Raw genomic sequence first — 15,407 nt, forward strand, 5'->3', positions numbered from 1 at the left:
TCATGGGGTTCCTCTCGGGTGGGGCGGCCGGCGCGGTCAGGCGCCGACGGTCAGGAAGGAGGCGGCGATGGCCATGCCGGCCAGCACGAGGACGATCACGATGGCCCACAGCGGCGCCTTCTGCGTGCGCATGGACCAGGCGGCGCCGAGCAGCAGCCCGCCGAGGGCGAGGTAGAGGACGGACCAGTAGGGCATCAGAGGGTCTCCAGCCAGTTGCGCAGCAGCTGCAGCCCGGCGTCCCCGGACTTCTCGGGGTGGAACTGCGTGGCCGACAGGGGGCCGTTCTCCACGGCGGCGATGAAGTCCGCGCCGTGGTGCGCCCAGGTGACCTGGGGCGGACGCATGGCGGAGATCGTCTGGTCGAACTCCCATTCGAGCACGCCGTAGGAGTGGACGAAGTAGAACCGCTCGTCCTCGATGCCCGCGAAGAGGGCGCTGCCCTCGGGCGGCCGGACGGTGTTCCAGCCCATGTGGGGCAGGACCTCGGCGGGCAGCTCGGCGACGACACCCGGCCACTCCCCCATGCCTGCGGTGCGCTCGCCGTGCTCGACGCCGGCGTCGAAGAGGATCTGGTGGCCCACGCAGATGCCGAGGACGGGTCGGCCCCCGGCCACGCGGCGGCCGATCCAGCGGGTGCCGCCGACCTCGGTCAGTGCCCGCATCACGGACGCGTACGCCCCGACGCCGGGCACGAGCAGCCCGTCGGCCTCCTGCACGGCCTGCGGATCGCGCGTGAGCTCGACCTCCGCGCCGGCCCGCTCCACGGCACGCAGCGCCGAGTGCACGTTGCCCGAGCCGTAGTCCAGGACGGCGACGCGCGGCCGCACGCCGGGGACGGTGGTGGGGCGGGCCATCAGAGGGCGCCCTTGGTGGAGGGCACGCCGGTCATGCGGGGGTCGTCCTCGACGGCGGCGCGCAGGGCGCGGGCGAAGGCCTTGAACTGCGCCTCGACGATGTGGTGCGGATCCCGGCCTCGCACGACGTCCATGTGGAGGCAGATCGCCGCGTGGTACGTGATCGACTCGAACACATGGCGGGTCATGGAACCGGTGAAGTGCCCGCCGATGAGGTGGTACTGCTGGCCCTCGGGCTCGCCCTCGTGCACGAGGTACGGCCGGCCGGAGACGTCGACGACGGCGCGCGCCAGCGCCTCGTCCAGCGGCACGGACGCCTCGCCGAAGCGGCGGATGCCGGACTTGTCCCCGAGCGCGGTCTTGAGCACCTCGCCCAGGGTGATGGCGACGTCCTCGACCGTGTGGTGCACGTCGATGTGCGTGTCCCCGGTGGCACGGACCGTCAGGTCGATCTGGGAGTGCCGGGACAGCGCGGTGAGCATGTGGTCGTAGAACGGCACGGTGGTGGAGATCTCAGCGCGGCCGGTGCCGTCCAGATCCATCTCGACGTACACGTCCGACTCGCTCGTGGTGCGCGTCATGCGCGCACGGCGTCCGGAGATCAACTCGGCTGCCACGGGTCCTCCTCGGGCTGGGTCCGCACCGGTCCGGGACGGGTGCGGGGGGATGCGGGTGCGCGCGGCCGGTGCCGGCGGGCCGGGGCGCCGCGCGCGCTGTCCCTATCCTAGGGAGCCGGGCGGACGCCGAGACTCCGGTGACGCCTCAGGACCGGTCCCCGGTCTCGCCGAGGACCTCCGCGAGAGCGGTGAGGAACGCCGTCGTCTCCGCCTCGGTGCCGGCGGTGACGCGCAGGTGGTGCGGGATGCCGACGTCCCGCACGAGGACGCCGCGGTCGAGCAGGCGGCGCCACACGTCGGACGCGTCCTCGAGGTGACCGAAGAAGACGAAGTTCGAGTCGGACACCGAGGGCCTCAGTCCCAGGCCGCGCAGGGTGGAGACGATGCGGTCGCGCTGGGCCTTGATGTCCTCCACGGTGCGCAGCAGCGCGTCCACGTGATCGAGGGCGGCCTCCGCCGTGGCCTGCGTGACCGCGGAGAGGTGGTACGGCAGGCGCACCAGGCGCAGGGCGTCGGCGACGGCGGGGTCCGCGGCCAGGTAGCCCAGGCGCGCGCCGGCCAGGGCGAACGCCTTGGACATGGTGCGCGTGACGATCAGCCGCTCACGGCCGGGCAGGAGGGTGAGGGCGGAGCGGGTGCCGGCGAGGGCGAACTCCGCGTAGGCCTCGTCCACGACGACCATGGCGCCGGGCCCGCCGGCGGCCTCGTTCTGCGCCTGCGCGGCGTACACGGCCTCGATGGTCGCCAGGTCCAGGGCGGTGCCCGTCGGGTTGTTGGGCGAGGCCAGGAAGACGACGTGCGGACGGTGCTCCCGCACCATGGCCGCCGCGTGCTCGGCGCTGAGGGTGTGGTCTTCGGCACGGCCGCCGTCCACGAACACGGTGTCCGTGCCGCCGGCCAGCAGCGGGTACATGGAGTACGAGGGCAGGAAGCTCAGCAGTGTCCGCCCGGGGCCGCCGAAGGCCTGGAGGATCTGCTGCAGGATCTCGTTGGAGCCGTTGCCGGCCCACACGTGGTCCGCCGTGAGGCCGTGGCCGAGGTAGCCGGCGAGCGCACGTCGCAGCCCCGTGAACTCGCGGTCCGGGTAGCGGTTCAGCCCCCCGGCGACGGCCGCGACCCGCTCGGCGATGGCGGTGGCGACCTCCTCCGGCACCGGATGCGTGTTCTCGTTGGTGTTGAGCATGTACGGCACGTCCAGCTGGGGGGCGCCGTAGGGGCTCAGGCCGCGGAGGTTCTCACGCAGGGGCAGAGAGCTGAGGTCGGTCATGGCCGCCAGTCTAGGAAGCGTGGAGGGCGAGGCCCGCCGTGCGTCACCGCGTGGCCGGGACGAACAGCTCCTCGCCCGGCGCGGGGGCCCGGCCCTCGAGCCCGTTGAGCTCGTCGATCGTGGCGATCACCTCGTAGACGTCCGCCTCCGGAGCCACCGTGGTGGCGATGGTCCACAGGCTGTCCCCGGGCATGACCGTGACGGACTGGGTGGCGGGCCCCGCGGTGTCCGCGGACACCGCGGCGGGCGACAGCAGCACACCCAGGAAGAAGGCGGCCGCCAGCGTGGCGGCCACGGCCGCGGCGATCACGGGGATCCCCCGCAGCACGAGGCGGCCGCGGCGGGTCAGACGGATGGTGGCCGGACGCGGCCGCGCCGTCGCGGGCGAGCCGGCGAACTGGGCGGTGGTGAGCGTCATGGTGTCCTCCTCCGGGGCGGATGCCCTCCAGGTGATCGAACATGTGTTCGAATCCGTTCGAATGCCTTTCTAGCACAGGTGTTCGAGACATGCCACGACGAGATCGAACATATCTTTGAAGGAGAGGCGGCTCTCCTCTAGGCTCGAGGCCATGCACGGACGCCCCGGAACGCCCCGGGACCGCCAAGACACAGGCAACCAGCGGGGGCGGACACGGTAAGCGTCCGGACGGCAGCCGGACGCCGGAACACGAGTCCGGCCACCATCACCCCGGGAGAACGGACGGCAGCCATGAGCACCACCGACGATCAGCCGGCGGCGCGCGCGCCGCTCACCGACCGCCAGCGGCGGATCGTGCAGACCATCCGGGACGCGATCGCCGACCACGGCTACCCGCCCTCCATGCGCGAGATCGGCGACGCCGCGGGCCTGGCCTCGCTCTCCTCCGTCACGCACCAGCTGGGCCGTCTCGAGCGGCACGGCTACATCCGGCGCGACCCCGGACGCCCGCGTGCCCTCGAGGTGCTGCTCGACGTGGACGGCACCCCGCTGGGCGAGGCCGCCTCCCCCACCGCTGCGCCGTCGTCGCGGGTCTCCGCGATCCCCGCGTGGCACACCGGCGCAGACGAGGCGGACAGCGTGCCGGTCCCCTGGGTCGGCCGCATCGCGGCGGGCGGCCCGGTCCTGGCTGAGCAGCAGGTCGAGGACGTCATGGCGATCCCGCGACGCCTCACGGGCGAGGGCGAGCTGTTCATGCTGCGCGTCACGGGCGACTCGATGGTGGACGCCGCGATCTGCGACGGCGACTGGGTGGTGGTGCGCCGGCAGGACACGGCGGAGAATGGCGACATCGTCGCGGCCCTCCTCGACGACGAGGCCACCGTGAAGACCTTCCGCCGCCGCGACGGGCACACCTGGCTCCTCCCCCAGAACACGGCCTACGAGCCCATCCTCGGCGATCACGCCACCGTGATGGGGCGGGTCGTCACGGTCCTGCGTTCGCTCTGACCCGCTCCCTCCGGCCGGGCCGACGGCCCGAGGCCGAGCGAGGTCAATCGCCCGAGGCGAGCCGTGCCAGCACCCCGCGGACGACGTCGCGGTCCGTGGTGCGCCAGAAGTCCGGCAGGGCGCTCGTGATGTAGCCGCCGTACCGCTCGGTGGCCAGGCGGGGGTCCAGCACGGCCACCACGCCGCGGTCCGTCACGGAGCGCACGAGGCGCCCGGCGCCCTGGGCCATGCGCACGGCCGCGTGCGTGGCGGAGATCCGCATGAACCCGTTGCCGCCGTGCCGGGCGACGTCCCGGGTGCGGGCCTGGGAGAGCGGGTCGTCCGGCCGCGGGAACGGGATGCGGTCGATCACCACGAGCCGCAGCGAGTTCCCCGGCACGTCCACGCCCTGCCACAGGCTCATGGTCCCGAACAGGGACGTGTCCGGCTCCTCGGAGAACTGGCGCACGAGGGCGGAGAGGGTCGCGTCCCCCTGGCACAGGATCGTGGTCTTCGGCCCGAGCCGACGGCGCATCTCGGCGGCGGCGTCCTCGGCCGCCCGGCGCGAGGAGAACAGGCCGAGGGCCCCGCCCCGCGACGCCCTCAGGAGCGCCTCGAGCTCATCCAGGGACTCGGGCGAGGCCGTCCGGCCGGGCCGGGGCAGGTGCCGGGCCACGTAGAGCACCCCCTGACGCGGGTAGTCGAAGGGGCTGCCGACGTCGAGGGCCTCGAACTTCGGGGCGTCCGGGCCGGCCAGGCCCACGTCGCCGGCCACCGAGTCGAACCGGCGCTCCCCCGAGCCCACGGTGAGCGTGGCGGAGGTGAGCACCGTCGTCGCCTTGCCGAACAGGCCCTCCCGCAGCTTGCCGGCCACCGAGAGCGGGGCCACGTAGAGCTGGGGCGGGTCGGTCTCGTCCCCCGGCTGCCAGCCCACGCCGGGCTCGAAGTGGCCGGGGCGGGTGGCCCACAGCACCTCGGGGAAGTCGGCCTCGGGCCGGGCCGCGAGCATGCGCTCCACCACCTCGAGGACCTCGAGGATCCGCGAGCGCGCCATCTGCCGTCCGCCGTCGGCGTCGGCCTCCTTGTCCTTGTCCTGGCCGAGGTCGGACAGGCACTGGCGCGCGGCCGTGAGGACGCCGGTGAGGGCCTGCTCCTGGACCTCGTCCGGGCCCGCGGCGATCAGACCGGACGGAGTGTCCGTGAACGCGCGGTCCAGGGCCGCCCCGGCCTCGATCAGGTCCTCCACGGCCACGGTGGTGTGGCGGCGCAGCGAGGTGGCCGCGCCGTGCACGATCGACCCGGACAGCTGCCCGGTGACCGCACCGGTCACCCGGTCCTGCAGCTCGTGGGCCTCGTCCACGACGACGGCCGAGTACGCCGGCAGCACCGCGAGGCCCTCGAAGGCGCTGATGGCGAGCATCGCGTGGTTGGTGACCACGACGTCCGCGTCCGCCGCGTCCGCGCGGGCACGCTCGGAGAAGCACTCCTCGGCCTGGGGGCAGCGGGACGCGCCGAGGCAGTCGACCGCGGTGACGGAGACCTGCCGCCACGCGCGGTCGGTGACGGGGACCTCGAGGTCGTCGCGGTCCCCGGTCTCGGTCTGGTCCGCCCACGCCCGCAGGTACATGACCTCCTTGCCCAACAGGGAGGAGGGCCCGGCGGCGCCGTCCGTGGCGGAGCCGATCACCCCGCCGTCGTCGGCGACCGTGAAGAGGGCCTCCTCGCCCTCATCCCCGGGGTAGCCGCCGTCCACCTTGTGGCGACAGAGGTAGTTGGAGCGGCCCTTGACCAGGGCGACGACGGGCTCGCGAGGCAGCTCGTCCTTGAGCGCCTCGACCAGCCGGGGGGCGTCCCGCTTCATGATCTGGGCCTGCAGGGCGAGCGTGGCCGTGGCGACGACGACGGGGTCCTCCTGCGTCATCGCGTGCTGGATCGCGGGGATCAGGTAGGCCAGGGACTTGCCGGTGCCGGTGCCGGCCTGCACGAGCAGGTGGCGGCGCGACTCGAGGGCGCGCGCCACCTGCAGCACCATCTCCCGCTGGCCCGCGCGGTGCTGGCCGCCGGTGGCCTGCACCGCGGCGTCCAGCAGGCGCAGTGCCTCGCGCTCGTGCTCCGTGCGGGGCTGCGCGCCGCCTGCCCCGACTTCCTCCGCCCCGCCGCTCACAACGCGTCCGCCTCCACGACGAACTCGGCGAAGTCCGGCGCGATGTCCTGACGGACCAGCACGGACAGGCGGGTGCCGCCCTCCTCGTAGCCCTCGGCCAGGATCTCCGCGTCCGCCGAGTGCAGGCGGGAGACCAGCTCACCCCGGGTGAACGGGATCAGCAGTTCGAGCCGCACGTCAGGCCGCGGGATGGTGGCCGCGATGGCGCGCTCGAGCTCGTCGATGCCCTCGCCGGTGCGCGCCGAGACCACCACGGCGTGGGGCTCCTTGGCCCGGATCCGGGCGATGACGGCCGGGTCCGCGGCGTCCGCCTTGTTCAGCACGATGATCTCGGGGATCCGGTGCGCGTCCACCTCCGCGAACACGGAGCGCACCGCGGCGATCTGGCCCTCGGGGTCCGGGTGCGAGCCGTCCACGACGTGCAGGATGACGTCCGCGTCCGCGACCTCCTCGAGGGTGGAGCGGAACGCCTCGACCAGCTGCGTGGGCAGGTTCCGCACGAAGCCGACCGTGTCCGAGAGGGTGTAGCCGATGCCGTCCGGCGTCATGGCCTTGCGCACGGTGGGGTCCAGCGTGGCGAACAGGGCGTTCTCCACGAGCACCCCGGCGTGGGTGAGGCGGTTGAGCAGGGAGGACTTCCCGGCGTTGGTGTACCCGGCGATCGCCACGGACGGCACCCGGTTGCGACGACGGTTGGCGCGCTTGGCCTCGCGGGCCGGCTTCATCCCGGCGATGTCCCGACGCAGCTTCGCCATGCGGGTGCGGATGCGGCGGCGGTCCAGCTCGATCTTGGTCTCGCCGGGGCCACGGGAGCCGATGCCCTCGCCGGCGGCGGCACGGCCGCCGGCCTGCCGGGACATGGACTCGCCCCAGCCGCGCAGGCGCGGCAGCAGGTACTCGAGCTGCGCGAGCTCGACCTGGGCGCGGCCCTCACGCGAACTCGCGTGCTGGGCGAAGATGTCCAGGATCAGCGCGGTCCGGTCGATCACCTTCACCCGCACCACATCCTCCAGCGCGCGACGCTGGGACGGGGCGAGCTCGGAGTCCACCACCACGGTGTCCGCACCGGAGAGCGCCACGATCTCGGCGAGCTCCTGCGCCTTGCCCTTGCCGAGGAACGTGGCCGGGTCCGGGGTGGCGCGGCGCTGGATGACGCCGTCGAGCACCTCCGAGCCCGCGGTCTCGGCGAGCGCGGCGAGCTCCCGCAGGGAGTTCTCCGCATCCTCCGCGGAGCCCTCGGTCCAGACGCCCGCCAGCACCACGCGCTCCAGGCGCAGCTGGCGGTACTCGACCTCGGTCATGTCCTCGAGCTCGGTGGACAGACCCTGCACGCGCTTGAGGGAGTGGCGCGCGGCGAGCTCGTCCTGGTCACCGTCGGCGTCCGTGTGCCCGTCCTCGCCCTCGTCCAGGGCGAGTGCACGGCCCGCGAGCGCGCCGGAGCGGTCCGGGGTGCCGGCGTCGGGGGCGTCCTCGTGGTCCGCGACCACACTGTCCGCGGAGCCGCGCCCGGTCGCCTCGCGCTCGGAGGCGCGGCGAGCGTCATCGGCGGCCAGGATGCGGTCGATCACGGCCTGGATCTCGTCCTCGGAGCCGTGGGCGCCCTGGGGGCCGGGGGTGTGCTGGTTCTTCTCAGTCATGGTCTCCTCTGGGCCGCCGCGGTCGGGCGACCCGATCGTCTCAGGGTAGAGGGGTCGGCGGACGCGTTAGGCGGCTGTCCGCAGGGGGCGGACGTGGCGGGTGACGCGCACGGCCGGTTAGGCGGAGGTCGGCGCCGCGCTGCGACGATCTCGCGGCGGCTCCGTCGGCATGGGGAAGGTGAGCACGCGGCACCGCAGCCACGAGGTCTCGTCGGCGGGCGTGCAGGGACGGACCACATCGTCCATGGTGGGATCTCCATCAGGTGCCGGGGCGCGCTCGACGGCCTCATCCGAGGGTGACGCGGGGGCGTCAGCGCAGGAAGATCCACATGGGCGTCGAGTGTACCGGGCGGCGCGTGTGGGCGACAGGGGCCCCGGCGCCCGGTCCGCTGACGACGCGCACGTATCCTGCGGGCATGACCGCGTCCCCCTCCCCCGCCCCGCCGCGGCCCGGCCGGACGGGCCGGGCGACCGTCGTCGTGATCGGCGCGGGCCAGGCGGGGCTGTCCGCCGCCTACCACCTGCGCCGCCGCGGTTTCGTGGGGCTGGGTCCGAACGACGACGGCGCCGCCGGCGTCCCCGACGACGCCCCCGGCACGTTCGTGGTGCTCGACGCGGAGACCGCCCCGGGCGGCGCGTGGCAGCACCGCTGGGACTCGCTCACGATGGCCACCGTCAACCACATCCACGAGCTGCCCGGCGACCCGGTGCCGCCGGCCGACCCGGCCGCGCACGCCAACACCCTGCTGCCGGCCTACTTCGCCGATTACGAGGCACGGTTCGCCCTGCCGATCCGGCGGCCCGTGCGTGTGAGGCGCGTCGAGCGGATCGGCGAGCCGGGACGTGCGCGCGGGTTCTTCGTCCGCACGGACGGGGCGCCGGGCACGTGGCGGGCGGACTTCGTGGTCAACGCGACCGGCACCTGGACGTCCCCACGGTGGCCCTCGGTGCCCGGGATGCGCTCGTTCCGCGGCCGGCAGCTGCACACCCGTGACTACGTGTCCAAGGACGAGTTCGCCGGGCAGCGGGTGGTGATCGTGGGCATGGGCGTCTCGGCGACGCAGCTGCTGGCCGAGATCTCCACGGTCGCGGACACCCTGTGGGTGACCCGCCGCGAGCCGCAGTGGCAGGACTCGGCCGCGCCCGGCGCCCTGGCCGAGTCGGTGCGCGGGGTGGACGAACGGACCCGTGCGGGCCTGCCGCCGGGCTCCGTGGTCGGGGCGACCGGGATGCACCGCTCGTCCTGGGTGCGCGAGGCCGAGACGCGAGGCGTGCTGGTGCGCCACCCCATGTTCACGGCCGTCGAGCCGGACGGGGTGCGGATGCCCGACGGCTCGTTCGAACCGGCGGACGTGATCCTCTGGGCCACCGGCTTCCGGCCGGCGATCCGGCACCTCGCTCCGCTGCGGCTGCGCACGCCCGCCGGCGGCATCCGCGTGGCGGGCGGGCGCGCCCTGGACGAGCCGCGCCTGTTCCTCCTCGGCTACGGGCCCTCCCAGTCCACGGTCGGGGCCAACCGCGCCGGGCGCGACGCCGTGCGCGCGATCCTCGCGGACCTGGCCGGGCCGGCGTCGGGCTGAGGGCCGCGACGACCTGCTGGCTACCATGGTCGCCGTGAGCTCCGCATCCCACTACTTCGACGCCGACCCCTCCGCGCCCGAGCGGCGCCGCACCCTGCGGACCCGCCTGGCCGGCCGCGACGTCGAGGTCCAGACGGCCAACGGGATCTTCTCCCCGGACGGTCTGGACAAGGGCACCGCGGCCCTGTTCTCGGCCGTGCCCGCGCCGCCGGCGAGGGGCCGGTTCCTCGACGTCGGCGCGGGCTGGGGACCGATCGCCCTCACGCTGGCGCTGCGGTCGCCCGAGGCGGAGGTGACCGCCGTCGAGGTCAACGACCGCTCCCTGCAGCTGACCCGCGACAACGCCGCGGCGCTGGGTCTCGACAATCTCGTGGCACTGCGGCCGGAGGACGTCCCCGAGGGCGCGGAGTTCGACCTCATCTGGTCCAACCCGCCCATCCGGATCGGCAAGCCGGCGCTGCACGCCCTGCTGGAGCGGTGGCTGCCGCGCCTGGCCCCCGGCGGCGAGGCCTGGCTGGTGGTGCAGAAGAACCTCGGCGCGGACTCGCTGCTGCCGTGGATCGGCCGGATGCTCGAGGAGCGCGCGCCCAGCCGGTTCACCGCGGAGCGGGCGGACAGCGTCAAGGGCTTCCGGATCCTGCGGGTGGCGCGGGCGCGCTGAGGCGCCGTTTCCCGAACGACAGCGGTCCGTGGCCCGCCGTTTCCCGAACGAAAGCGGTCAGGCGGTGAGTTCGCCGTCGAAGACCAGCTCGGCCGGGCCCGAGAGGACCACGTGCTCGGCCCCCTCCGGGCCCGGCACGACGTCGACGGCCAGCACGCCGCCGGGCACCTCGACGAGCCACGAGTCCGAGCCCTGGTCGCCCGACCACGCGCGCATCGCCACAGCCGCCGCGCACGCGCCCGTCCCGCAGGACTGGGTCTCGCCCACCCCGCGCTCGTGCACGCGCATCCGCACGCGGCCGACGCCCTCGCGCACGAGCGGCTCGTGCGCGGCCACGAACTCGACGTTCGTGCCGTGCGGCGGAGCCGGGTCCACCTCGGGGGCGCGGCCCAGGTCCAGACCCTGCAGGTCGGCGAAGGAGGCCAGCGGGACCACGGTGTGGGGGTTGCCCAGCGACACGCTCAGCGCCGGACGCGGATCGGTGAGGCCGTGGGCGAGGACCATCGAGTCCGACGCCGCCTCCTCCGCCAGCTCGGGGTCGAGGTAGGACCAGGGGCCCATGTCGATCGCGTAGCCGTGCTCGAGCCGGGTCACGGCCTTCACACCGGCGCGCGTGCCGATGGTGATCGACCGGCCGGGGGCCAGGTCCACGAGGCCCTTCTCGACCAGGAAGTGCACGAAGACGCGCACCCCGTTGCCGCACATCTCGGCGATCGAGCCGTCGCCGTTGCGGTAGTCCATGAACCACTCGGCCTCGGGGTGCTCGGCGAGCAGCGCCGCACCCTCCGGCAGGCGCGCGGACCGCACGGCGCGGATGACGCCGTCGGCGCCGATCCCCCGGTGCCGGTCAGCCAGCCGTGCGACGCGCTGGGCGTCGAGCTGCGTGTTGCCGTCCGGGTCGGCGATCAGCACGAAGTCGTTGCCCGTGCCATGGCCCTTCGTGAACGGCACGCGCGGCGCGCTCGCGTGGAGGGGGTCCTGGGCGGCGGGCGCCGCGGGCTGCTCGGTCATGGGCCCAGTCTAGGTGTAGGAGGGCATGACGTTGTTGACACGCACCGGGGCCAACGAGGCCGGAGGAGCCTCTCCGCAGGAGGTATGCGGCCGATGGTAGTTGTAGTGATTCACCCACACCTGCAGGGCCTCACGCCGAGCCCGCTCTGAGGAGTACGGGCGGGCGTAGAGGACCTCGTCGACCATCAGCCGGTTGTACCGCTCGACCTTCCCGTTATGGCGCGGGGTGTAGGGGCGGATCCGGTGATGCCGGCCCCCGAGAGAGACCACCTTCCGGGTGAAGTCCACGGCCCGGTAGTTGTTCCCGTTGTCCGTGACCACCCGGTCCACGGTGATGCCGTGAGCGGCGAAGAACGCGCGGGCCCGGCAGTAGAACCCGATCGTGGTCACCGCCCGCTCATCCTCCAGCGCCTCCGTGTACGCCAGGCGGGTGAACCCGTCGATCGCCGAGTGCAGGTAGGTGTAGCCGACCCGCTGGCCAGACCCCCGCTTGGAAGCACGCCCTGCCTCACTGTCTCTTCCGTGGGCGCGCCAGCCTCCCCCTTCAGGGATGCGTCCGATCTTCTTCACGTCCAGGTGCACCATGTGCCCTGGCCCCCTCGCGGTGATCCTCCGGGCCGGCTGCCGGCGGAGGTCTTCTCCGGCTGGGGTCAGGTCCCGTAGGCGGGAGATCCCGGCCCGGTGCAGCCATCGCCCCACGGTGCGAAGACACACCTGGTGGCCCTCGCCGACCAGATGGTGATGGATGCGCCGGGCGGACCACTTCTCGGCCCGGCGCAGGGCTTCCAGCTCGGCCACGATCGCGGGGTCGAGCCGGGCAGGTGAGCGATGGGGCCGGCTCGAGCGGTCTTGCAGTCCTGCCTCGCCTTCGGCACGGTAGCGGGCGACCCAGGTGGCCACCGTGGGCCGACTGACGCGGAACTCCGCGGCCACGTGGGACTGCGGGATCCCGTCGTTCAGGTGGCGGTGGACCATGCGCAGCCGGCCGGTGGGGGTCAGAGGTGCGTTAGCGTGAGTCACGAGCGGGCTTCCTTCCGCGGATGAGTGGATGTCGCAATTCCCATCCTGCGGGGCGGAGCCCGCTCGTCTCATCTCAGCCCGTGCCTCGTGTCAAGAACCTCATGACCCACAACATCTAGGTGGCGTCCCCGGCGACGACGGCGAGCGCCTCCGCCACGATGTCCTCGCCCTGCGCGTCGAGCCAGACGACGCGCGGGTCGGCCCGGAACCAGGTCTCCTGGCGGCGGGCGAACCGGCGCGTGGCCACGACGGTCTGCTCGGCCGCCTCCGCCTCGGTGAGCTCGCCGTCGAGGACGGCGAGCATCTGGGCGTAGCCGATCGCGCGGGACGCGGTCGGTCCCTGCCGCAGCCCGTCCGGCCCGGGGACGTCGAGGCGGCGGACCTCGTCCAGCAGACCCTCGGCCAGCATGCGCTCCACCCGGGCCGCGATCCGCTGGTGCAGCTCGGACCGGTCCAGGCGCAGGCCGAGCTGCACCACGGGGGCGACCTCCGGGGCGTACGTGCGCTCCGGCATGAACGCGGAGAACGGACGGCCCGTCAGCCGGCACACCTCCAGCGCGCGCACGATGCGGCGGGCGTCCTGCAGCCGCTCCGCCGAGACCGGGTCCAGGGCGGCCAGCTCGGCCCTCAGCCCGGCCAGGCCCTCCCGCTGCGCGCGCGCCTCCAGCTCGGTCCGCAGCGCCGGGTCCGTGGGCGGGAAGTCGAGCACGTCCAGCGCCGCCCGCACGTACAGCCCGGAGCCGCCCACGAGGATCGGGGTCCGACCCCGCGCGCGGATCTGGTCGAACAGGTCGCGGGCCGCGGACTGGAAGGCCGCCACCGAGGCCTCCTGGCCGACGTCGAGCACGTCCAGCAGATGGTGCGGGACGCCCTCGCGTTCAGCCGGGGTGACCTTCGCCGTGCCCACGTCCATCCCCCGGTAGAACTGCAGGGCGTCCCCGTTGACCACCTCGCCGTCCAGCGCGTGCGCCAGGGCGACGGCGAGGGCGGACTTGCCCGTCGCCGTCGCCCCGACGACGGCGACGACGGGCGGCCGGGCCGCGGCGGCGGGCATCAGGACCGCGGGCGCAGGGTCGGCATGCCGAGGCTCGTGGCACCGGAGCCGCCCGCCGTGCCGGGGGCCGGCGCGCCGCACGATTCGGCCTGGGCGCGGTCCCACGCATCGCCGGCGCGGGAGCGGCGCAGGACGTAGTCCTGTGCGGTCGGGTCGGCGACGGCGAAGAACGGGTGGGCCTCGGTGACCGTCACGGTGACGAAGTCGCCGGGGCGGGGGGTCTCGGCGCCGGCGGGCACGGAGAAGTGCACGAGCCGGTTGTCGGGTGCGCGCCCGGACAGGCGGCCGCGCTCCGCGGCCTTGGAGCCGGAGTCGGCGGTGACGAGCAGCTCCTGGCGGGTGCCGACGAGCGTGGCCATCTCCTCGGCCGAGATCCGGTCCTGCAGGGCCACGAGGCGCTCGAAGCGCTCCTGGACGACGGCCTTGGGCACCTGGTGGTCCATCTCCCCGGCGGGGGTCCCGGGGCGGATGGAGTACTGGAAGGTGAACGCGGAGGAGAAGCGGGAGGCCTCGACCACGCGCATCGTCTCGGCGAAGTCCTCCTCGGTCTCCCCGGGGAAGCCGACGATGATGTCCGTGGTGATGGCGGCGTGCGGGATGCGCTCGCGCACCTTCTCCAGGATCCGCAGGAACTTCGCGGACCGGTAGGAGCGGCGCATGTCCTTGAGCACCTTGTCCGAGCCCGACTGCAGGGGCATGTGCAGCTGCGGCATGACGTTGGGGGTCTCGGCCATCGCGTCGATGACGTCGTCCGTGAACGCGGCCGGGTGGGGGCTGGTGAAGCGGACGCGTTCGAGGCCCTCGATCTCCCCGCACGCGCGCAGCAGCTTGGCGAACGCGCCGCGGTCGCCGAACTCGACGCCGTAGGTGTTCACGTTCTGGCCCAGCAGCGTGACCTCGACGGCGCCGGCGTCGACGAGCGCCTGCACCTCGGCGAGGATCTCCCCGGGGCGGCGGTCCTTCTCCTTGCCGCGCAGCGACGGGACGATGCAGAACGTGCACGTGTTGTTGCAGCCCACGGAGATGGACACCCAGCCGGAGTGGGTGGAGTCGCGCTTGGTGGGCAGGGTGGAGGGGAACACCTCGAGCGACTCGAGGATCTCGATCTCGGCCTCGGCGTTGTGGCGCGAGCGCTCCAGCAGCACGGGCAGGGAGCCGATGTTGTGGGTTCCGAAGACGACGTCCACCCACGGGGCCCTGCGCTGGATGGCGGCCTGGTCCTTCTGGGCGAGGCACCCGCCGACGGCGATCTGCATGCCCGGGTGCGCGTCCTTCACCGCACGCAGGTTGCCGAGGTTGCCGTACAGGCGGTTGTCCGCGTTCTCGCGGACCGCGCACGTGTTGAAGACCACGAGGTCGGCCTGGGCGTCCTCGGCGACCGGGGCGTAGCCGGTGGACTCGAGCAGGCCGGAGATGCGCTCGGAGTCGTGCACGTTCATCTGGCAGCCGAAGGTGCGGACCTCATAGGTCAGGCCCTCGTGCGGGCGCGCGGCGGCGCCGTCCTGCGCGAGCGGGGTGGTGCGGGGGGTGGGGTCCGTCAGAGTCACCGCACCATTCTAGGAACTCCGGGCGCGGCCCGGGTCCGCTCACTCCTCGTGCTCGGCGAGGACCTCCTTCACGACGGCGAACGCGAGGCCGCCGCCGTAGCCCTTGCGTCCCAGCATGCCGACGAGGCGGCGGGTCACCTTGTCCCGCTCGGCCCGGGCCTCCGGCGAGGCGCCGCCGGGGACGGTGCGGCCCCGCAGCCGTCGGCGCACGAGGTCGAGGGCGGCGGCCCGTTCGTCCTCGCCGTCGATGGCCTCGAGCGCCTCGGCGGCGATCTCCCGGTCCACGCCCTTCTGCTGGAGCTCGTGCCCGATGGCGCGGCGCGCCAGGCCCTTGCTTCGGTGACGGCTGCGGACCCAGACCTCGGCGAAGGCGGCGTCATCCACGAGGCGCACCTCCTCGAAGCGGTCGAGGACGCGCTCGATCAGCTCGGGCTCGGCCTGGCGCTCGGCGAGCTTGCGTTCGAGCTGGCCGCGGGAGCGGGGGCCCAGGGCGAGCTGGCGCAGGACGACCTCGCGTGCGGCCTCCTCGCGCTCACGCGGTGCGGTGGGCAGGGGCGCCGGGCCGGGGCGACGTCGGGGGCGGTCGGTCT

General features: G+C 73.8%; 15 protein-coding genes. 3 read left to right on the top strand and 12 right to left on the bottom strand.

Features of this window, described 5'->3' with window-relative positions:
- Nucleotides 1-36 precede the first annotated feature (36 nt).
- The 5 genes from J1M37_RS02130 to J1M37_RS02150 all read right to left on the bottom strand — a co-directional run bounded on the left by J1M37_RS02130 (nucleotide 37) and on the right by J1M37_RS02150 (nucleotide 3,156).
- Nucleotides 37-195 carry a hypothetical protein gene (locus J1M37_RS02130; RefSeq protein WP_004167696.1) on the bottom strand — a complete coding sequence of 53 codons (159 nt, stop codon included), beginning with the start codon at nucleotides 193-195 and terminating at the stop codon, nucleotides 37-39.
- Nucleotides 195-854 (bottom strand): imidazole glycerol phosphate synthase subunit HisH, encoded by a 660-nt coding sequence (gene hisH / locus J1M37_RS02135; RefSeq protein WP_004167703.1) that lies wholly within the window; start codon nucleotides 852-854, stop codon nucleotides 195-197. Before hisH ends, J1M37_RS02130 begins: the two co-directional genes overlap by 1 nt.
- Entirely contained in the window at nucleotides 854-1,435 is a 582-nt protein-coding gene (gene hisB, locus J1M37_RS02140; protein WP_152743305.1) for an imidazoleglycerol-phosphate dehydratase HisB, read from the bottom strand. The genes hisH and hisB overlap by 1 nt, the downstream gene beginning before the upstream one ends.
- Nucleotides 1,436-1,616: 181 nt before the next feature.
- A complete protein-coding gene (locus J1M37_RS02145; RefSeq protein WP_020628150.1) occupies nucleotides 1,617-2,738 on the bottom strand; it encodes a histidinol-phosphate transaminase in 1,122 nt (373 codons plus the stop codon).
- Between the two features lie 43 nt (nucleotides 2,739-2,781).
- Complete coding sequence (locus J1M37_RS02150) at nucleotides 2,782-3,156, bottom strand: LysM peptidoglycan-binding domain-containing protein (protein ID WP_020628151.1); 375 nt, start codon at nucleotides 3,154-3,156, stop codon at nucleotides 2,782-2,784.
- 291 nt (nucleotides 3,157-3,447) lie between these two features.
- Between J1M37_RS02150 and lexA the strand changes: the two genes are divergently transcribed.
- Nucleotides 3,448-4,164: a transcriptional repressor LexA gene (gene lexA / locus J1M37_RS02155; protein WP_020628152.1), complete on the top strand. Its 717-nt coding sequence runs from the start codon at nucleotides 3,448-3,450 to the stop codon at nucleotides 4,162-4,164.
- Nucleotides 4,165-4,207: 43 nt separating this feature from the next.
- Here the strand turns inward: lexA and J1M37_RS02160 are convergent, their stop codons facing one another.
- Together J1M37_RS02160 and hflX are read right to left on the bottom strand one after the other, a co-directional pair.
- Nucleotides 4,208-6,307: an ATP-dependent DNA helicase gene (locus tag J1M37_RS02160; RefSeq protein WP_036383346.1), complete on the bottom strand. Its 2,100-nt coding sequence runs from the start codon at nucleotides 6,305-6,307 to the stop codon at nucleotides 4,208-4,210.
- Nucleotides 6,304-7,944: a GTPase HflX gene (hflX, locus tag J1M37_RS02165; RefSeq protein WP_161787978.1), complete on the bottom strand. Its 1,641-nt coding sequence runs from the start codon at nucleotides 7,942-7,944 to the stop codon at nucleotides 6,304-6,306. The genes J1M37_RS02160 and hflX overlap by 4 nt, the downstream gene beginning before the upstream one ends.
- A 416-nt stretch (nucleotides 7,945-8,360) precedes the next feature.
- Here hflX and J1M37_RS02170 point away from each other — a divergent pair, with 416 nt between their 5' ends.
- Both J1M37_RS02170 and J1M37_RS02175 read left to right on the top strand, forming a co-directional pair.
- Nucleotides 8,361-9,524, top strand: coding sequence for an NAD(P)-binding domain-containing protein (locus J1M37_RS02170; protein ID WP_061866720.1), 1,164 nt, complete (start codon nucleotides 8,361-8,363; stop codon nucleotides 9,522-9,524).
- Nucleotides 9,525-9,549: 25 nt separating this feature from the next.
- Entirely contained in the window at nucleotides 9,550-10,185 is a 636-nt protein-coding gene (locus J1M37_RS02175; protein WP_206452023.1) for a class I SAM-dependent methyltransferase, read from the top strand.
- A gap of 57 nt (nucleotides 10,186-10,242) precedes the next feature.
- On the opposite strand, the gene dapF is transcribed toward J1M37_RS02175, so the two are convergent.
- The 5 genes from dapF to J1M37_RS02200 form a co-directional block, all read right to left on the bottom strand.
- Nucleotides 10,243-11,196, bottom strand: a complete 954-nt coding sequence (dapF, locus tag J1M37_RS02180) for a diaminopimelate epimerase (RefSeq protein WP_036336799.1) — start codon at nucleotides 11,194-11,196, stop codon at nucleotides 10,243-10,245.
- Between the two features lie 9 nt (nucleotides 11,197-11,205).
- A complete protein-coding gene (locus tag J1M37_RS02185; RefSeq protein WP_144786657.1) occupies nucleotides 11,206-12,216 on the bottom strand; it encodes an IS481 family transposase in 1,011 nt (336 codons plus the stop codon).
- A 115-nt stretch (nucleotides 12,217-12,331) separates the two neighbouring features.
- Nucleotides 12,332-13,270: a tRNA (adenosine(37)-N6)-dimethylallyltransferase MiaA gene (miaA, locus tag J1M37_RS02190; protein ID WP_043282562.1), complete on the bottom strand. Its 939-nt coding sequence runs from the start codon at nucleotides 13,268-13,270 to the stop codon at nucleotides 12,332-12,334.
- On the bottom strand, nucleotides 13,270-14,817 hold the full coding sequence (gene miaB, locus J1M37_RS02195; RefSeq protein ID WP_020628159.1) for a tRNA (N6-isopentenyl adenosine(37)-C2)-methylthiotransferase MiaB: 1,548 nt from the start codon (nucleotides 14,815-14,817) through the stop codon (nucleotides 13,270-13,272). Before miaB ends, miaA begins: the two co-directional genes overlap by 1 nt.
- Before the next feature lie 39 nt (nucleotides 14,818-14,856).
- Nucleotides 14,857-15,407, bottom strand: a 551-nt coding sequence (locus J1M37_RS02200; protein ID WP_241250744.1) for a regulatory protein RecX, incomplete at its 5' end; no start/stop codon positions are given.

Source organism: Micrococcus sp. KRD012 (genome assembly GCF_017168555.1).
GTDB lineage: Bacteria > Actinomycetota > Actinomycetes > Actinomycetales > Micrococcaceae > Micrococcus > Micrococcus luteus.

Coding starts and splice junctions, on each gene's coding strand:
- J1M37_RS02130 (WP_004167696.1), bottom strand. CDS start 195: ATGCCCTACTGGTCCGTCCTCTACCTCGCCCTCGGCGGGCTGCTGCTC.
- hisH (WP_004167703.1), bottom strand. CDS start 854: ATGGCCCGCCCCACCACCGTCCCCGGCGTGCGGCCGCGCGTCGCCGTC.
- hisB (WP_152743305.1), bottom strand. CDS start 1,435: ATGACGCGCACCACGAGCGAGTCGGACGTGTACGTCGAGATGGATCTG.
- J1M37_RS02145 (WP_020628150.1), bottom strand. CDS start 2,738: ATGACCGACCTCAGCTCTCTGCCCCTGCGTGAGAACCTCCGCGGCCTG.
- J1M37_RS02150 (WP_020628151.1), bottom strand. CDS start 3,156: ATGACGCTCACCACCGCCCAGTTCGCCGGCTCGCCCGCGACGGCGCGG.
- lexA (WP_020628152.1), top strand. CDS start 3,448: ATGAGCACCACCGACGATCAGCCGGCGGCGCGCGCGCCGCTCACCGAC.
- hflX (WP_161787978.1), bottom strand. CDS start 7,944: ATGACTGAGAAGAACCAGCACACCCCCGGCCCCCAGGGCGCCCACGGC.
- J1M37_RS02170 (WP_061866720.1), top strand. CDS start 8,361: ATGACCGCGTCCCCCTCCCCCGCCCCGCCGCGGCCCGGCCGGACGGGC.
- J1M37_RS02175 (WP_206452023.1), top strand. CDS start 9,550: ATGGTCGCCGTGAGCTCCGCATCCCACTACTTCGACGCCGACCCCTCC.
- dapF (WP_036336799.1), bottom strand. CDS start 11,196: ATGACCGAGCAGCCCGCGGCGCCCGCCGCCCAGGACCCCCTCCACGCG.
- miaA (WP_043282562.1), bottom strand. CDS start 13,270: ATGCCCGCCGCCGCGGCCCGGCCGCCCGTCGTCGCCGTCGTCGGGGCG.